This is a genomic window from Bradyrhizobium sp. CCBAU 11434 (genome assembly GCF_028128895.1).
Lineage (GTDB): Bacteria > Pseudomonadota > Alphaproteobacteria > Rhizobiales > Xanthobacteraceae > Bradyrhizobium > Bradyrhizobium zhengyangense.
Window position 1 is genome coordinate 44,583 of sequence record NZ_LBJX01000089.1, and the last position, 16,794, is coordinate 61,376.

Sequence of the window (16,794 nt, forward strand, 5' to 3'; positions counted from 1 at the left end):
AGACGCGACAACAACCCCGTGCACAGTAGAACGGGGATTGCGGGCGAAATGCGCGGTGGTCGAAACCAAGCCGCGGACAAATCGGGCGAAATCAGAGCAATCGCGCTACGCTCGCGCTAATTCAGCGGCCCCACCGTGAATGGGCCGACCGCGATCACGTGGCAGTCGCTGTCGTGCTTGCCGCAGTCGGCGAGCGCGCCGCTGATCGCGGTCTGCTCCTCGGCGGCCTTTAGGCCGAGGCCGGGGCGGCCGGCGGTGCCGACCGCGACCGCATTCCAGCCCATGGCGTCGCCGAGCTTGCGCACGACTTCATCGCGCGCATCGGCCACGATCGAGGGATTGGTCGCGGCGTGGAAGAAGCCGGTGACCCTGAGCAGGGTCGGGACCGGCACGACGAAGACGTCGTCGACCGCCACCGTCATGCAGGCAGCGCCCGCGATCGCGCCGCAGGATTCCAGCGAGCGTCGCGCGGCATCGTCGACCGAGGTCGCTCCCAGCGCCATGAAATATTGTCCGCCCGGACCGAGCGCGACCGAACGTGATTTCGCCGCCTGCATGTAAATGTTTTCGAGCCTGGTTCTGGCTTGCTCGCGCACCATTGGAAAATCTTTCGGCGCAAACGCGCGCTCGGTGATGGCGTCGTGCCGAAACCAGGGCTGCGGCGGCATCGGCGGACCACCGTGGCTGTAGACCACCTTGTTGCCGACCGCATAGAGCTCGCAACGCCGCGGCGATTGCGCGGCGTCCGCGCGCTTCTGGCATTGGTCGACCGCGCCGTTGCGCGCGGCCTCCTCGGTCGGCTGATTGAGCGCCGTGCCGAAGAACCCGCCGATGTTCAAGGCATAAGCCTTGTGATCTCCAGCGGCCGCGTATTCGTTGCTGAGAAAGGCACGCTGGCGCTCGCCGATGAACGGTACCGCCTCCACCGCGATCTTGCCGGTGGAGGCAGCGGGCGATGGCGGGATCGGCGTCGGTGTCGCGGCAGCCGTTTGGGTCGGCGCCGATGTCGGGGTCGGCGAAGGTGCCGGCGCCTTTGCAGCCATCGTCGGCGTCGGGCTGGGTGACGGCGCCGTTGCCGGCCTCGATGCGGGTGCAGCGGCCGTGGACGTTGCCGGGCTGGACGTGACGTGTGAGGTCTCGAGCTTGGTGAAATACAGGAAGCCGCCGACGCCGATGGCGACGACGGAGACCACGCCGACCACCAGCGGCCACATCCAGTTCGGCGCAGGCGCAGCCTTGGCGACTTTCTTCACCTGCGGCGTTGCGTAAGTCCCGTCCTCGCGCCGCATCGCGACCATGTAGGCGTGCACCGGCGTCGGGATGTTCTTGACTTCCTGCGCGCCGATATCGGCGAACTGCACCGACAGCTTGTTGGCAACCTGCTCGTGCACGGCGCGGGAGACGCAGATGCCGCCGACTTCAGCCAAACCCTCGAGCCGAGCCGCGATGTTGACGCCGTCGCCGAGCAGATCGCCATCGCGCTCGACGACGTCGCCGATGGTGATGCCGATACGAAACGACATCTGCCGGCTCGGCGGATAGGCCATGTTGCGGGTTCGCAAGCTCTCCTGGATGTCGATCGCGCAGCGCACCGCGTCGACCGCACTCGGGAATTCCGCGAGCACGGCATCGCCTGCGGTGTTGAAGATGCGGCCGCTCGCCTTTGCGATGAAATCGTCGATGACCTCGCGGTAGGACGCCAGACGCCGCAGCGTCTCTTCCTCGTCCTCCGCAACGAGCCTCGAGTAGCCGGCAATATCAGCCGCGAAAATCGCCGCGATCTTGCGTTTCATCTGCACCCAGCCCTGGAACAAATCTGCGGGCGCAGAATGCCGCCATCTCCGGCGCGGTGCAACAAAGTTTCAGCGCCCGCCACTTCCGTAACGAGCGCTGATTTTGTTGCAGAATTCTGAAAGGCCGCGCGGCGCGACGCGGGCGCGACGCAGCGTCAGTGCATCGCCGTCGTGTTGAGCTCCTGCTGGATGCTCTTGTAGTGGTCGAGCCGCGCAATCGCGAGATCGAGCTCGGAGCCTTCGTGCTCTGAAAGCTTCTCCTGCATTTCCGCGATCTTGTCGGCGAACTGCGCCCGATCGAGTTCGTCCAGCGAGGTCGCGACGTCAGCGAGCACGGTGAGACGATCGTCGGAAACTTCCGCAAGGCCGCCGAGCACGATGACCTTCTGCTTCTGGCCGCCGGAGATGATGGTCAGGATACCCGGCCGCACCGCAGCCACGAAAGGAGCATGCCCGGCGAGCACGCCGAAATCGCCTTCCCAGCCGGGGACGTCGACCTGATCGACCTCGCCCGAGAAGGCGAGCTTTTCCGGAGAGACGAGATCGAAGTGGAAGGTGGCCATAACAAACCTGCGAATGGTGAGTAGCGAATGGCGAGAGGCAGACGAGGGAGCAGCTATTCGCCACTCCCCATCAGCAATTCGCCAGCTTAGGCGGCTTCCGCCGCCAGCTTCTTGCCCTTCTCGACCGCCTCTTCGATGGTGCCGACCATGTAGAAGGCGGCTTCCGGCAGGTGGTCATACTTGCCTTCCACCAGGCCCTTGAAGCCCTTGATGGTGTCGGCGAGATCGACGAACTTGCCCGGCGAACCCGTGAAGATTTCGGCGACGTGGAACGGCTGCGACATGAAGCGCTCGACCTTGCGGGCGCGGGCCACGGTCAGCTTGTCCTCTTCCGAAAGCTCGTCCATGCCGAGAATGGCGATGATGTCCTGGAGCGCCTTGTAGCGCTGCAGCACCTGCTGGACCTGACGGGCGACCGAATAGTGCTCCTCGCCGACGACCAGCGGGGAGAGCATGCGCGAGGTCGAGTCGAGCGGGTCCACCGCCGGATAGATGCCCTTTTCAGCGATCGAGCGCGACAGCGTCGTGGTCGCGTCCAAGTGGGCGAACGAGGTCGCCGGCGCCGGGTCGGTCAAGTCGTCGGCCGGAACGTAGATGGCCTGCACCGAGGTGATCGAGCCCTTCTGCGTGGTGGTGATGCGCTCCTGCAGCGCGCCCATGTCGGTCGCGAGCGTCGGCTGATAACCCACGGCCGAGGGAATACGACCCAAGAGCGCCGACACTTCCGAGCCGGCCTGGGTGAAGCGGAAGATGTTGTCGACGAAGAACAGCACGTCCTGCCCCTTGTCGCGGAAGTCTTCCGCGATGGTCAGACCGGTGAGCGCGACGCGGGCGCGGGCGCCCGGGGGCTCGTTCATCTGGCCGAACACCAGCGCGCACTTCGACTTCACGCTCGGATCGGGATTCTTCGGATCGGCGTTGACCTTGGACTCGATGAACTCGTGATAGAGGTCGTTGCCCTCGCGGGTGCGCTCGCCGACGCCGGCGAACACGGAGTAACCACCGTGCGCCTTCGCGACGTTGTTGATCAGCTCCTGAATCAGCACGGTCTTGCCGACGCCGGCGCCGCCGAACAGGCCGATCTTGCCGCCCTTGGCATAGGGAGCGAGCAGGTCGACGACCTTGATTCCGGTGACGAGAATTTCAGCCTCGGTGGACTGGTCGGTATAGGTCGGCGCTTCCTGGTGGATCGCGCGCAGGCCTTCGGTCTTGACGGGACCAGCTTCGTCGATCGGCTCGCCGATGACGTTGATGATGCGGCCGAGCGTGCCTTCGCCGACGGGAACGCGGATCGGCGAACCGGTGTCGGTCACTTCCTGGCCGCGGACCAGACCTTCGGTGGTGTCCATCGCGATGGTGCGGACGGTGGACTCACCGAGATGCTGGGCGACTTCGAGCACCAGGCGGTTGCCGCCGTTCTTGGTCTCGAGCGAGTTGAGAATGGCCGGGAGGTGGCCTTCGAACTGCACGTCGACGACGGCGCCGATGACCTGGGTGACGCGACCGACCTGGGCTGCCATTGAATGTCTCCTTCGATCCGAACTAGTAAGCCACGGTCAATCGACCGGGATGTTGCATTGATGGGTACCGATGCGTCCTGGCTAGACGGCTTCGGCGCCCGAGATGATTTCGATCAGTTCCTTGGTGATCTGCGCCTGACGCGTACGGTTGTAGACCAGCGTCTGCTTGCGGATCATCTCACCGGCGTTGCGCGTGGCGTTGTCCATCGCACTCATCTGCGCGCCGTAGAACGAGGCGTTGTTCTCGAGCAGCGCACGGAAGATCTGGACCGCAAGGTTGCGCGGCAGAAGACGGGTGAGAATCTCGTCCTCCTCCGGCTCGTATTCGTAAGACGTCGTGTTGGCGGCTGCGCCCTCCTCGACGACCAGCGGAATGACCTGCTGGGCGGTCGGGACCTGCGCGATCACCGAGCGGAAGCGCGAGTAGAACAGCGTGCAGACGTCGAACTCGCCGTTGTCGAACCGCGCCAGAACCTTCTTGGCGATGTCCTCCGCGTTGACGAAGCCGAGCTGACGCACACTGCGCAGGTCGAGATGCTCGACGATCTGCTTGTCGAACAGGCGGCGCAGCTGCTCGTAGCCCTTGCGGCCAACGCAGAAGAATTTCACTTCCTTGCCCTGCGCCATCAGCGCCTGGGCACGTTCGCGGGCGAGACGCACGATCGACGAGTTGAAGGCGCCGGACAGGCCGCGCTCGCCGGTGCAGACCAGCAGCAAGTGAACCTGGTCGCGGCCGGTGCCGGCCAGCAGCGTCGGCGCGCCGGGCGAACCCGCAGCAGCGCTGGCGATGTTGGAGATCACCGCGCTCATCTTGTCGGCATAGGGACGTGCAGCTTCCGCGGCGGTCTGCGCGCGGCGCAGCTTCGAGGCCGCGACCATCTGCATGGCCTTGGTGATCTTTTGCGTCGCCTTGGTGGAGGCGATGCGGACGCGCATGTCTTTAAGTGACGCCATTCTTCGTCCCCGACGATCCGACCCTCTGGCCTGATCGCAAACCTATCCAGTCGTCATGCCCGGGCTCGTCCCGGGCATCCACGTGGTGCCTCACACGCCGATAGGCGCGGATGGCCGGGACCAAGCCCGGCCATGACGGCACTTACGCGAAGCTCTTCGCGAAACCTTCGACCACCGACTTCAGCTTGGCAGCGGTGTCGTCGGAGAGATCGCGGCTGTCGCGGATCGAATTGAGGATCTCGACGTTCTTGCCGCGCAGCAGCGAGAGCAGACCATCCTCGAACGCGCGCACCTTGTTGACCGGGAGCGGATCGAGATAGCCGTTGGTGCCGGCCCAGATCACGCAGACCTGCTCTTCCATCTTCAGCGGCGAGAACTGCGGCTGCTTCAGGAGCTCGGTCAGGCGCGAACCGCGGTTCAGCAGGCGCTGGGTCGAGGCGTCGAGATCGGAGCCGAACTGCGCGAAAGCCGCCATTTCGCGGTACTGCGCGAGCTCGCCCTTGATCTTGCCGGCGACCTTCTTGGTGGCCTTGGTCTGCGCGGACGAACCCACGCGCGACACCGACAGACCGACGTTCACCGCAGGACGGATGCCCTGGAAGAACAGGTCGGTTTCCAGGAAGATCTGGCCGTCGGTGATCGAGATGACGTTGGTCGGAATGTAGGCCGACACGTCGTTGGCCTGGGTTTCGATCACGGGCAGCGCGGTCAGCGAGCCCGAACCCTGGTCCTTGTTCAGCTTCGCCGCACGCTCGAGCAGGCGGGAGTGCAGATAGAATACGTCGCCCGGATAGGCTTCGCGGCCCGGCGGGCGGCGCAGCAGCAGCGACATCTGGCGGTAGGCGACGGCCTGCTTGGACAGATCGTCATAGATGATGACGGCGTGCATGCCGTTGTCGCGGAAATACTCGCCCATGGTGCAACCGGTGAACGGCGCGATGTACTGCATCGGCGCCGGATCCGAGGCGGTGGCGGCGACGATGATCGAGTATTCGAGCGCGCCCTGCTCTTCCAGCACCTTCACGAACTGTGCGACGGTCGAACGCTTCTGGCCGATCGCGACGTAGACGCAGTACAGCTTGATGTTCTCGTCCGGCTGCGCGTTGAGCGGCTTCTGGTTCAGGATGGTGTCGAGCGCGATCGCGGTCTTGCCGGTCTGACGGTCGCCGATGATCAGCTCGCGCTGGCCGCGGCCGATCGGGATCAGGGCGTCGATCGCCTTGAGGCCGGTCGCCATCGGCTCGCTCACCGACTTGCGCGGAATGATGCCGGGCGCCTTGACGTCGACGCGCATACGCTTGTCGGCCTGGATCGGGCCCTTGCCGTCGATCGGGTTGCCGAGCGCGTCGACGACGCGGCCGAGCAGGCCCTTGCCGACCGGCGCGTCCACGATGGCGCGGGTGCGCTTGACGGTCTGGCCTTCCTTAATTTCACGGTCGGCACCGAAAATAACAACACCGACGTTGTCGGTTTCGAGGTTCAGCGCCATGCCGCGGGTGCCGTTCTCGAACTCGACCATTTCACCGGCCTGGACGTTGTCCAGACCGTAGACGCGAGCGATACCGTCGCCGACGGACAGCACCTGTCCGACTTCGGAGACTTCAGCTTCCTGGCCGAAATTCTTGATCTGGTCCTTGAGGATCGCGGAAATTTCCGCGGCGCGGATGTCCATCAGCCTGCCTCTTTCATCGCGTGCTTGATCGAATTGAGTTTGGTGCGAAGCGAACTATCGATCATGCGGCTGCCAAGCTTCACGACGAGGCCACCGATGATCGAGGGATCGATCTTCACGTTGAGCGCGACGTCCTTGCCGGTCACCGACTTCAGGGCAACCTTGAGAGCGTCGAGATTCTTGTCCGAGAGCGCTTCCGCGACCGTGACATCCGCAGTCGCCTCGCCCTTGAACTTGGCAACGAGGGCGCGATAGGCGCGGATGACGTCAGCCACCGCGAACAGGCGGCGGTTGGCGGTCAGCACTTTGAGGAAATTGGCGGTGATGCCGGCGATGCCGGCCTTGTCCAGAACGGCCGAAAGGGCCCTGGACTGGGCATCGGCCGCGAAAACCGGGCTGCGGACGAGGCGCTTCAGATCGGCGCTTTCGGTCAATAGCCCCTCGAACCTCTCGAGATCGGCCTTGACCTCGTCGACCACTTTCTGGTCACGAGCCAGTTCAAACAAGGCCGTTGCATAACGGCCCGACACACCTGAAACGGACGTATCTTCTGCAGCCACAGACGCGCTCTTTTAGCTGTCAAATTCGCAAGGGAAAAACCGTCGCCACGAAGCGGCGCCTAGCGATCCAAGCCCTTGGAATTCAAGCGGGACTTCGATTTTCGACCAGCACGGGAAGTGCCGGGCTCGTTAAAATCGCGGCTTTGCTAACATAGCAGGCGCGCACGTGCAACATGACGCCAAATTAAAGGCACGACGATCTGTCGCCAGTTCGTCGCACGTCGCGAGCAGCTCATCGCGACCGCTGCGACGGCCTGCCATGCCACGGAATTGCCGCGAGCCTTTCCTCCGGGAGCCCACCCTTTCGTTCCTGCTCTCAGCGCATAGCCGCCATGAACACGGCTCGCTGAGCCGTGACCATGGTCGGACAGGAACCGCCCGCCGAATACTTACCCAATTCTAAACGTGAAGAGTAACAACTTCGCTTTACAGTATTCACAAGTAATAGATCAGTTAACAAATCGTTAAAGTGAAAGATTACGGAACATCGGCTGAATATCGATTCAGATCACAAGATATTTCATGACGACACGGATCGGATTTACTGCCCAATTCATGCCTCATTGGGAATCGAAACGCCAACCCGCTCACAAACTGATGGGGGCTCCACTAGCCACATATGTGGCAATACTAGCGTAGGGACCACTAAATGCTGTCTTTGAAGACGCTGGGCACCGTGACCCGGCCGCGTACGGCGATCGCTTTCGTCGCTGCAACTCTCCTCATCGGTGGAACTGCCACCGAAGCTTCCGCCAAATCCAGGCATCACCACCGGGGTTCTCACCACCACCGCCACCAGGACCAGGACGCTTCCAACGCGACCTCCGATTGGCGCAATGCCAATGCGTCGATGACACCGTCGTCCGGCACCGGTCGCAGCTTCTCCGGCATGGCCTCCTATTACGGCAACGAGTCCGGCAGCCGCACCGCCTCGGGCGCGCGCTTCAACCAGAACGCCCTGACCGCGGCGCACCGTACCCTGCCGTTCGGCACCAAGGTTCGTGTGACCCATGGCGGCCAGAGCGTCATCGTCACCATCAATGACCGTGGCCCGTTCGTTCGCGGCCGCGTGCTCGACCTCTCCACCGGTGCCGCCCGCGCCATCGGCCTCACCGGTGCCGGCGTCGGCCGCGTCACGGCGGAAGTCGTCTCCTAACGGCGCAAACAGCGCCGCGCGTGAAAAGAGCCCGCTGTCCCGGGGGACGGCGGGCTTTTTTGTTGTGTGCTGTCATTCCGGGGCGCGACGAAGTCGCGAACCCGGAATCCATTCATCCACCAACTCTGCCGCCCGATGGATTCCGGGCTCGCGCTGCGCGCGCCCCCGAATGACAGTGGGGCTACAAAAAGCTCTGCGGATCGACGTCAACCTCGAGCTTCTGGTTGCCCTTCGGCTTCGGGCACACCGCGAGCCAGTTGCGCAAATAATCCGACAGATCAAACCCGCGCGCCGATTTCACCAGGATGCGGAAGCGGTAGCGGCCCTTGATGACGGCGAGCGGGGCTTCGGCGGGGCCAAGCACCACCACGCGCTCGTCGCGCGGCGCGAGCGAAACGAGCTTGCGGCCGAGGCCTTCCGCGCTCGGACGATCGCCGGCGGAAATGATCAGGCTGGCGAGGCGTCCGAACGGCGGATAGAGCGTGCGTTCGCGCAGGTCGATCTCGCTGTCGTAGAAGGCTTCGCGATCGCAGGCGATCAGCGCCTTCATGACCGGATGATCGGGCTGGTGCGTTTGCAGATAGCCGACGCCGCGGCCCTGCTCGCGGCCGGCGCGGCCGATCACCTGGTTGAGCAATTGCCAGGTGCGTTCCGCCGCGCGCGGATCGCCGTTGGAGAGGCCGAGATCCGCATCGATCACGCCGACCAGATTGAGCCGCGGGAAATTGTGGCCCTTGGCAACGAGCTGCGTGCCGATGATGATGTCGACGCGGCCTTCCGCGATCTCGGCAAGCTCGGAGCGCATCGTCTCGATCGAGGTGATGAGATCGCTCGACAGCACCATGGTGCGCGCATCAGGGAACAGCGCGGCCGCTTCCTCCTGCAGGCGTTCGACGCCGGGGCCGACGGCGACCAGCGATTCCTCGGCGGCACAATGCGGACAGGTTGGGGGCCGCGGCATCGAGAAGCCGCAATGGTGACAGACGAGGCGCTGGCGAAAGCGGTGATCGACCAGCCAGGCATCGCAGATGGTGCAGGCGAAGCGATGGCCGCAAGCACGGCACAGCGTCAGCGGCGCATAGCCGCGACGATTGAGGAACAGCAGCGCCTGCTCGCGCTTCTCGATCGCTTTTCTGATCTCTGACGCCAGCCGCGGCGAGATATAGCGGCCGCGCGCCGGCGGCTCGCGGCGCAGGTCGATGGCCTCGATATGCGGCATGTGCTGGCCGCCGAAGCGCGACGGCAGCGCAACGCGCTGATAGCGGTTCTTGCGCGCGTTGACCTCCGACTCGACCGAGGGCGTGGCGGACGCCAGCACGATCGGGATTTTTGCGATATGCGCGCGCACCACCGCCATGTCGCGGGCGTGATAATGCACGCCCTCGTCCTGCTTGTAGGCCTGGTCGTGCTCTTCGTCGACGACGATGAGGCCGAGATTGGCGTAGGGCAGAAACAGCGCCGAGCGCGCGCCGACCACGACCGGCGCGGTGCCTTCGGAAATCGCCGCCCAATTGCGCGCGCGGGTGCGCGGTGTCAGCTCGGAATGCCATTCGATCGGGCGCACGCCAAAGCGCTGCGCGAAACGATCGAGGAACTGACCGGTGAGCGCGATCTCCGGCATCAGGATCAGCGACTGCTTGCCGCGGCGGATGGTTTCGGCGACGGCCTCGAAATAGACCTCGGTCTTGCCGGAGCCGGTGACGCCGTCGAGCAGCGCGACGTGAAAGGTGCCGTTGGCAGCGAGCGCGCGCATCGCATCGACGCCGGCGCGCTGCAGCGGCGAAAAATCCGGCCGGCCGAACTCCGGATCGGGGACCGGCGGCGGGGGCGGCGGGGGCATCGGCTCGACCGTCAGCGTGCCTTCATCAACGAGGCCGTCGATCACGCCGGCGGAGACGCCGGCCTCCTTGGCGGCCTCGGATTTGCCATGCAGCAGCCGATCCGACAGCACCTCGATGACGCGCGCCCGCGCCGGTGTCAGCCGCCGCGGAGGATCGCCTGTTAGCCGCACGCCGGCGCGGACGCGCTCGGGGCCGAGATTCTCGCCCATGCGCAGGCACATGCGCAGCACCATGCCGCGCGGGCTCAACGTGTAATTGGCGACCCAGTCGACAACAGCGCGCAGCTCGGGCTTCAGCGAGGCAACATCGAGCTTCTCGCTGACCTCCTTGAGGCGATTGTGCAGGCGCGGATCGGGATTGGCGTTCTCGCCCCAGACCACGGCGAGCACCTCGCGCGGCCCGAGCGGCACGCCGACGAGATCGCCCGCCTTCAGCTCCATGCCGCGCGGCACCTTGTAGGAATAGGTCTGGTCGAGCGCGACCGGCACCAGCACGTCGACCATGCGGGTCGCGTTGGCGGAGGCGGTGTGGCGCGGCGAATGGTCCATGCGAGGAGAATCGGAACCCGGGGGCCTCAAGGCTAACGCCCTGAGGCGGCCTTAGCGAACGATAAACTGATGTGATGCGATATACTGTGCGGAATCACCACGTCCAGAGCGCATGAGCAAAGCGGCCGCCCCCCAGATCGAGCTCGCCAGCGCCGATCCCTCGATCGCGCAGGAGATGGCGCGCTGGCTGTCGCATCTCGGCGCCGAGCGCCGGCTGTCGCCGAAGACGCTGGAAGCCTATGGCCGGGACTTGCGGCAATGCCTGGATTTCCTCTGCGCGCATTGGGGTGAGCGCGTGACGCTGGAACGCTTCGCTTCGCTTGAAGCGACTGACGTCCGTGCCTTCATGGCGATGCGCCGCGCCGATGATATTGCCGGCCGCTCCCTGATGCGCGCGCTGGCGGGCCTGCGCTCCTTCGGCCGCTTCCTGGAGCGCGAAGGCAAGGGCAAGGTCGGCGCGCTCTCCGCGATCCGCGCGCCGAAGGTCGCAAAAACCTTGCCGAAGCCGCTGCCGATGGCGTCGGCAAAACGCCTGGCTGACGCCGACGAGCGCGCCGGCGAGGAGCGCGAGACCTGGATCCTGGTGCGCGACGCCGCGGTGATGGCGCTGCTCTATGGTTCGGGCCTACGCATCTCCGAGGCGCTCGGCTTGAAGCGCCGCGAGGTGCCGAAATCAGGTGAAGGCGACGTGCTCGTCGTGACGGGCAAAGGCAACAAGACGCGCATGGTGCCGGTGCTGCAGAATGTGCTGGCACTGATCGACGAATATGTCGCCATATGTCCGTATACGCTACCGCCTGAGGGGCCGATCTTCGTCGGCGCGCGCGGTGGTCCCTTGAGCCCGCGCATCATCCAGCTCGCGATGGAGCGGCTGCGCGGCGCGCTGGGCTTGCCCGACAGCGCCACGCCGCATGCGCTCCGCCATTCCTTCGCCACGCACCTGCTCTCGCGCGGCGGCGATTTGCGCGCGATCCAGGAATTGCTCGGCCATTCCTCGCTCTCGACCACGCAGATCTATACCGGCATCGATTCCGAGCGGCTGCTCGAGGTCTATGCGAACGCGCATCCACGGCGCTGAAGGGCTCGCTGAATCCTGACATCAAGCTGTCATCCAAGAACTCTTGCCAAGCATGCCTCTTGCGCAGGCCGCGCGGTTCGGTCAATCGTTGCGGAACCGAGACAGGAGGGATTCATGAGCGCACACGAAAGCATGGAGCACGCCGAGCATGCCGAGCACGCATCCGGCGAGAACAAGAAGATCGCCCTGCTGATCGCGGTGCTGGCACTGTTCCTGGCGATCTCGGAAACGCTCGGCAAGGGCGCCCAGACCGAATCGATCAGCAAGAATGTCGAGGCCTCCAACCTCTGGGCGTTCTTCCAGGCCAAGAGCATCCGCCGCACCGTGGTGCAGACCGCGGCCGACCAGGGCAAGCTGACGCTGGGCGCTGCCGCCGACGACGCCATGAAGGCCGCGGTGCAGAAGCAGATCGACGAGTGGCAGAAGACCGCGGCGCGCTACCGCTCCGAGCCCGAGACCGGCGAAGGCACCGAGCAGCTCGCCGAGAAAGCCAAGGAAGCCGAGCACCAGCGCGACGAGGCGACCGCGAAATATCATCACTTCGAGCTGGCGTCGGCCGCCTTCCAGATCGGCATCGTGCTGGCATCGGCGACGATCATCACCGGCATGCTGCCGCTCGCCTGGATCGCAGGCCTCCTGACGCTCGCGGGCCTTGGCATGACCGTGCTCGGCGCATGGGCGCCGCATCTGTTGCATCTGCACGGGTGAGAGGTGAGGCAGCGAACTCGACGTTAGACCCGTCATCCCGAGGTGCGAGGAGCGCAGTGCATCAGCACTGCGCTCGGAGCCTCGAAGGAGGAGCGGCCGAGATGCAGCCGGGCCGTCGCCCTTCGAGGCTCGCCGAAGAGGCGAGCACCTCAGGGTGACGGTCATAGAGGAGCGATGGCGCTTACCGCGCCTCGCGCACGCTCTTGCGGAAGCGCTGGATCAGGCGAAGGGTGCGCGAGGACCAGCCTTCGCCGTTGCCCTTGACCAGCTCGCGGATGCGGCTCTTGACCGGATCGACGATCTCGGTCGCCTTGGCGCGCAGCCGCAGCACCAACTCGTAGAGCCGCTCGAACCAGTGCATCTCCAGCAGCTTGTCGCGCGTGACGTCGAACACGAAGGCGGTGACGCCGACGCCGAGCATCTTGGCGAACAGGAACGTGGAGACGCCGGTCAGCCAATATTCATGGGTGAGCAGCCACAGGCCGATCAGCTTGAGCGGAAACAGCGGGATGATCGGCACCACGAACACGATCAGCGTCATGGCGGGCGACAGCGCATCGACGCGGTCGGCCAGCCATTGCTTGACGCGGGCAAGCGGGATCAGTGCGACAACCCGCGCGACGATCGGCTCGAGATGGTCCCACAGCCAAGCTTCGATCAGGAAGATGATCGCCAGCAGGACCCAGACCGGTTGAAGAAGGCGGCGCAACATGTGATGTCCCGCCCGATTCGGCTCTGGGCGTGGCCTACATATGGATGGCCCGCTTGCCGACTGCAAGCGCGGCTTCCTTGACGGCCTCCGAGCGGGTTGGATGCGCGTGGCAGGTGCGGGCGAGATCCTCCGCACTGCCACCAAACTCCATGAGAACGCAGGCCTCATGGATCATTTCGCCGGCCTCGATGCCGATGATGTGCACGCCGAGCACGCGGTCGGTCTTCGCATCTGCGAGAATCTTCACGAAGCCGTCGGTGGTCTGATTGACCTTGGAGCGGCCGTTGGCGGTAAAGGGAAACTTCCCGACGGTGTAGGCGACGCCGGCCTGCTTGAGCTCTTCCTCGGTCTTGCCGACGGAGGACACTTCCGGAGTGGTATACACGACGCCTGGGATAACGTCGTAGTTCACGTGGCCGGCCTGCCCGGCGATGATCTCCGCGACCGCAACGCCCTCATCCTCGGCCTTGTGCGCGAGCATGGGACCGGCGACGACGTCGCCGATGGCATAGACGCCCTTCAGGCTGGTGGCGAAATGCGGATCGATCTGCACGCGGCCGCGCGGATCGAGCGCAACACCGGCTTCCTTCAGGCCGAGGCCATCGGTGTAGGGCACGCGGCCGATGCAGACGAGCACGACGTCGGCCTCGATCGTCTCGGCGGTGCCGCCGGCAGCGGGCTCGACCGTCGCCTTCAGCGTCTTGCCCGAGGTGTCAACGCCCGTGACGTTGGCGCCGAGCTTGAACGCAAAGCCCTGCTTCTCGAGGATACGCTGGAATTGCTTTGCGATCTCGCCGTCCATGCCGGGCAGGATGCGGTCGAGGAATTCGACCACGACGACTTCGGCGCCGAGCCGCTTCCACACCGAGCCGAGCTCGAGGCCGATCACGCCGGCGCCGACGATCAGCAGCTTGCCGGGGACTTTGTCGAGCGACAGCGCGCCGGTCGAGGACACGATGCGCTTCTCGTCGATCTCGATGCCCTTCAGCCGCGCGATATCCGAGCCGGTGGCGATGACGATGTTCTTGGTCTCGATCACCTGCGACTTGCCGTCGGCGGAGACTTCGACCTTGCCGGCACTGATGATCTTGCCGGTGCCCTTGAGCACGTCGACCTTGTTCTTCTTCATCAGGAACTCGACGCCCTTGACGTTGCCGTCGATGCCCTGCTGCTTGAAGTTCATCATCGCGGGAAGATCGAGCTTCGGCGATGACACCGACACGCCCATCTTGGCGAAGGAATGCCCGGCCTCCTCGAACATCTCGGAAGCGTGCAGCAGCGCCTTCGAGGGCATGCAGCCGACATTGAGACAGGTGCCGCCGAGCGTGGCGTTCTTTTCGACCACGGCGACTTTCATGCCGAGCTGGCTGGCGCGCACCGCGCAGACATAACCGCCAGGTCCGGTGCCGATGACGACGAGATCGTAGGTAGCCATGAGAGAAAGTCCCGTGAGTTTAGCGTGATGAGGATGTGTCAGCGTCCGCGCGGCGCGTCAGCGTCCGCCGGACACATCGAGAATGGCTGAGGTGACGTAGGAGGCATCGTCCGACATCAGCCAGACGATGGCATTGGCAATTTCGTCCGCAGTGCCGACGCGCTTCATCGGCACCACATGGGCCAGGCGATGATGCCGGTCTGGCTCGCCGCCAGAGGCATGAATTTCGGTGTCGATCAGGCCGGGGCGGATCGCGGCGACCCGGATGCCTTCGGCCGCGACTTCATAGCCGAGGCCGATGGTGAAGGAATCCACCGCGCCCTTCGATGCGGCATAATCGACATAGGTGTTGGGCGCGCCGAGCTTGGCAGCAACTGACGACAGATTGACGATGACGCCGCCCTTGCCGCCGTGCTTGGTCGACATCCGCTTCACCGCTTCGCGCGCGCAGAGGATCGAGCCGGTGACATTGACGGCCAATACCCGCTGGATCCGCTCGGCCGACATCTCGTCGACGCGCACGCCGCTCTGGCCGACGATGCCGCCATTGTTGACGAGCGCACCGAGCGTGCCGAACTTGTCGGCCTCCTTGAACAGGTCGATGATGTCGCGCTCCTCCGCGACATCGCATTTCACTGCGATCGCCTTGCCGTTGCTGGCCTCGATCGTAGCTACCACTTCGTCTGCGGCCTTCTTGTTGCTGGCATAGCCGACCACGACGCGGTAACCGCGCGCGGCCGCCGCTAGCGCGGTGGCGCGACCAATGCCGCGGCTGCCGCCGGTGATGACAACGACTTTATCCGTCACATCCACCTCCATGGTTCGACAGGCGCCGTCGCGAAGATCGCGACGGCGCTCGCAGAGCATCAGGGATCAGAGATCGAGCACCAGGCGCGCCGGATCTTCCAGGCTCTCCTTCACGCGAACCAGGAAGGTGACGGCTTCCTTGCCGTCGATGACGCGGTGATCGTAGGACAGCGCCAGATACATCATCGGGCGGACTTCGATCTTGCCGCCGACGACCATCGGGCGATCCTGGATCTTGTGCATGCCGAGGATGCCGGACTGCGGCGCATTCAGGATCGGGGTCGACATCAGCGAGCCATAGATGCCGCCATTGGTGATGGTGAAGGTGCCGCCCTGCATCTCGTCGATCTTGAGCTGACCGTCACGGGCGCGGCGACCGAAATCGGCGATGCCCTTCTCGATGTCGGCGATCGACTTGTGATCGCAGTCGCGCACCACGGGCACGACGAGGCCCTTGTCGGTGCCGACGGCGACGCCGATGTGGTAGTAATTCTTGTAGATCAAATCGGTGCCGTCGATCTCGGCGTTGACGGCCGGGATGTCCTTCAGCGCCTGCACGACGGCCTTGGTGAAGAAGCCCATGAAGCCGAGCTTCGAACCGTGCTTCTTCTCGAACGCATCCTTGTAGTGGACCCGCAGCGCCATCACGTTGGTCATGTCGACCTCGTTGAAGGTCGTCAGCATGGCCGCAGTGTTCTGCACGTCCTTGAGGCGGCGCGCGATGGTCTGGCGCAGGCGGGTCATCTTCACGCGCTCCTCGCGGGCGGCGTCATCGGCCGGCGACGGCGCGCGCACCTGCACGGCCGCGGCGGGCTGGTTGACCGGGGTCGGCGCGGAAGCCGCACGCTCGATCGCAGCCAGCATGTCGCCCTTGGTGACGCGGCCATCCTTGCCGGAGCCCGGAACGGTCGAGGCATCGATGCCGCTCTCGGCCGAAATCTTGCGCACGGACGGGGCGAGCGGCGCATCGGCCGGCGGCGCCTTCGGCGCGGCGGCAGCAGCCGGAGCGGCAGCGGCGGGCGCCGGAGCAGCAGCGGGCTTGGCGGGCGCGGCGGCAGGCTTGGCAGCGCCGGCACCGTCGGTGATCTGGCCGAGCAGCGCACCGACCGCGACGGTCGCGCCATCGGCGGCGATGATCTCGCTCAGCGTGCCGGCGGAAGGCGCCGGGACTTCGATGGTGACCTTGTCGGTCTCGAGCTCCACCAACGGCTCGTCGACGGCGACCGGGTCGCCGGCCTTCTTGAACCAGCGGCCGATGGTGGCCTCGGTGACGGATTCGCCGAGCGTCGGCACACGAATTTCAGTCATGGTCTTTTCCTTAAGGGATCGCAGTCGCGGACAGGAATTCATACGTCATGCCCCGCGAAGGCGGGGCATCCAGTACTCCGCGACGTTCGTTCTGATCACGAAGTTCACGGCGTACTGGATTGCCCGCCTTCGCGGGCAA

14 protein-coding genes are annotated in these 16,794 nt (G+C 64.9%); 3 read left to right on the forward strand and 11 right to left on the reverse strand.

Annotated elements, in window-relative coordinates; all coding sequences use genetic code 11:
* Positions 1-116: 116 nt before the first annotated feature.
* From XI06_RS21250 to XI06_RS21275, 6 genes are all read right to left on the reverse strand, one after another.
* A complete protein-coding gene (locus XI06_RS21250; protein WP_271606386.1) occupies positions 117-1,793 on the reverse strand; it encodes an adenylate/guanylate cyclase domain-containing protein in 1,677 nt (558 codons plus the stop codon).
* Positions 1,794-1,948: 155 nt separating this feature from the next.
* Positions 1,949-2,356: a F0F1 ATP synthase subunit epsilon gene (locus tag XI06_RS21255; protein ID WP_237861236.1), complete on the reverse strand. Its 408-nt coding sequence runs from the start codon at positions 2,354-2,356 to the stop codon at positions 1,949-1,951.
* Positions 2,357-2,442: 86 nt separating this feature from the next.
* Positions 2,443-3,876 carry a F0F1 ATP synthase subunit beta gene (gene atpD, locus XI06_RS21260; protein WP_237861235.1) on the reverse strand — a complete coding sequence of 478 codons (1,434 nt, stop codon included), beginning with the start codon at positions 3,874-3,876 and terminating at the stop codon, positions 2,443-2,445.
* Between the two features lie 81 nt (positions 3,877-3,957).
* The gene (locus XI06_RS21265) at positions 3,958-4,830 is read right to left on the reverse strand and encodes a F0F1 ATP synthase subunit gamma (protein WP_237861234.1); all 873 of its coding nucleotides are present in this window, start codon (positions 4,828-4,830) and stop codon (positions 3,958-3,960) included.
* A 142-nt stretch (positions 4,831-4,972) separates the two neighbouring features.
* Positions 4,973-6,502: a F0F1 ATP synthase subunit alpha gene (atpA, locus tag XI06_RS21270; protein WP_237861232.1), complete on the reverse strand. Its 1,530-nt coding sequence runs from the start codon at positions 6,500-6,502 to the stop codon at positions 4,973-4,975.
* A complete protein-coding gene (locus XI06_RS21275; protein ID WP_237861231.1) occupies positions 6,502-7,062 on the reverse strand; it encodes a F0F1 ATP synthase subunit delta in 561 nt (186 codons plus the stop codon). Before XI06_RS21275 ends, atpA begins: the two co-directional genes overlap by 1 nt.
* A gap of 649 nt (positions 7,063-7,711) precedes the next feature.
* On the opposite strand from XI06_RS21275, the gene XI06_RS21280 reads away from it, so the two are divergent.
* Complete coding sequence (locus XI06_RS21280; protein WP_237873724.1) at positions 7,712-8,218, forward strand: septal ring lytic transglycosylase RlpA family protein; 507 nt, start codon at positions 7,712-7,714, stop codon at positions 8,216-8,218.
* A 181-nt stretch (positions 8,219-8,399) separates the two neighbouring features.
* On the opposite strand, the gene XI06_RS21285 is transcribed toward XI06_RS21280, so the two are convergent.
* Positions 8,400-10,607 carry a primosomal protein N' gene (locus XI06_RS21285; RefSeq protein WP_237861227.1) on the reverse strand — a complete coding sequence of 736 codons (2,208 nt, stop codon included), beginning with the start codon at positions 10,605-10,607 and terminating at the stop codon, positions 8,400-8,402.
* A gap of 112 nt (positions 10,608-10,719) precedes the next feature.
* On the opposite strand from XI06_RS21285, the gene XI06_RS21290 reads away from it, so the two are divergent.
* Together XI06_RS21290 and XI06_RS21295 are read left to right on the forward strand one after the other, a co-directional pair.
* Positions 10,720-11,685 carry a tyrosine recombinase XerC gene (locus XI06_RS21290; protein ID WP_237861226.1) on the forward strand — a complete coding sequence of 322 codons (966 nt, stop codon included), beginning with the start codon at positions 10,720-10,722 and terminating at the stop codon, positions 11,683-11,685.
* A gap of 114 nt (positions 11,686-11,799) precedes the next feature.
* A complete protein-coding gene (locus tag XI06_RS21295; protein ID WP_237861225.1) occupies positions 11,800-12,393 on the forward strand; it encodes a DUF4337 domain-containing protein in 594 nt (197 codons plus the stop codon).
* A gap of 181 nt (positions 12,394-12,574) precedes the next feature.
* Here the strand turns inward: XI06_RS21295 and XI06_RS21300 are convergent, their stop codons facing one another.
* Genes XI06_RS21300 through odhB form a run of 4 tightly spaced genes read right to left on the reverse strand, consistent with a single transcriptional unit; the run spans position 12,575 to position 16,655 of the window.
* Positions 12,575-13,105 carry a hypothetical protein gene (locus XI06_RS21300; RefSeq protein ID WP_237861224.1) on the reverse strand — a complete coding sequence of 177 codons (531 nt, stop codon included), beginning with the start codon at positions 13,103-13,105 and terminating at the stop codon, positions 12,575-12,577.
* A 34-nt stretch (positions 13,106-13,139) separates the two neighbouring features.
* The gene (gene lpdA, locus XI06_RS21305; RefSeq protein WP_271606387.1) at positions 13,140-14,540 is read right to left on the reverse strand and encodes a dihydrolipoyl dehydrogenase; all 1,401 of its coding nucleotides are present in this window, start codon (positions 14,538-14,540) and stop codon (positions 13,140-13,142) included.
* A gap of 57 nt (positions 14,541-14,597) precedes the next feature.
* Entirely contained in the window at positions 14,598-15,359 is a 762-nt protein-coding gene (locus XI06_RS21310) for an SDR family oxidoreductase (RefSeq protein WP_249802186.1), read from the reverse strand.
* A gap of 54 nt (positions 15,360-15,413) precedes the next feature.
* The gene (gene odhB / locus XI06_RS21315) at positions 15,414-16,655 is read right to left on the reverse strand and encodes a 2-oxoglutarate dehydrogenase complex dihydrolipoyllysine-residue succinyltransferase (RefSeq protein WP_271606388.1); all 1,242 of its coding nucleotides are present in this window, start codon (positions 16,653-16,655) and stop codon (positions 15,414-15,416) included.
* Positions 16,656-16,794: the final 139 nt, after the last annotated feature.

Bases quoted from the DNA above. Each gene is read 5' to 3' on its own strand.
- XI06_RS21250 (WP_271606386.1), bottom strand. From the start codon at position 1,793: ATGAAACGCAAGATCGCGGCGATTTTCGCGGCTGATATTGCCGGCTAC.
- XI06_RS21255 (WP_237861236.1), bottom strand. From the start codon at position 2,356: ATGGCCACCTTCCACTTCGATCTCGTCTCTCCGGAAAAGCTCGCCTTC.
- atpD (WP_237861235.1), bottom strand. From the start codon at position 3,876: ATGGCAGCCCAGGTCGGTCGCGTCACCCAGGTCATCGGCGCCGTCGTC.
- XI06_RS21265 (WP_237861234.1), bottom strand. From the start codon at position 4,830: ATGGCGTCACTTAAAGACATGCGCGTCCGCATCGCCTCCACCAAGGCG.
- atpA (WP_237861232.1), bottom strand. From the start codon at position 6,502: ATGGACATCCGCGCCGCGGAAATTTCCGCGATCCTCAAGGACCAGATC.
- XI06_RS21280 (WP_237873724.1), top strand. From the start codon at position 7,712: ATGCTGTCTTTGAAGACGCTGGGCACCGTGACCCGGCCGCGTACGGCG.
- XI06_RS21285 (WP_237861227.1), bottom strand. From the start codon at position 10,607: ATGGACCATTCGCCGCGCCACACCGCCTCCGCCAACGCGACCCGCATG.
- XI06_RS21290 (WP_237861226.1), top strand. From the start codon at position 10,720: ATGAGCAAAGCGGCCGCCCCCCAGATCGAGCTCGCCAGCGCCGATCCC.
- XI06_RS21295 (WP_237861225.1), top strand. From the start codon at position 11,800: ATGAGCGCACACGAAAGCATGGAGCACGCCGAGCATGCCGAGCACGCA.
- XI06_RS21300 (WP_237861224.1), bottom strand. From the start codon at position 13,105: ATGTTGCGCCGCCTTCTTCAACCGGTCTGGGTCCTGCTGGCGATCATC.
- lpdA (WP_271606387.1), bottom strand. From the start codon at position 14,540: ATGGCTACCTACGATCTCGTCGTCATCGGCACCGGACCTGGCGGTTAT.
- XI06_RS21310 (WP_249802186.1), bottom strand. From the start codon at position 15,359: ATGGAGGTGGATGTGACGGATAAAGTCGTTGTCATCACCGGCGGCAGC.
- odhB (WP_271606388.1), bottom strand. From the start codon at position 16,655: ATGACTGAAATTCGTGTGCCGACGCTCGGCGAATCCGTCACCGAGGCC.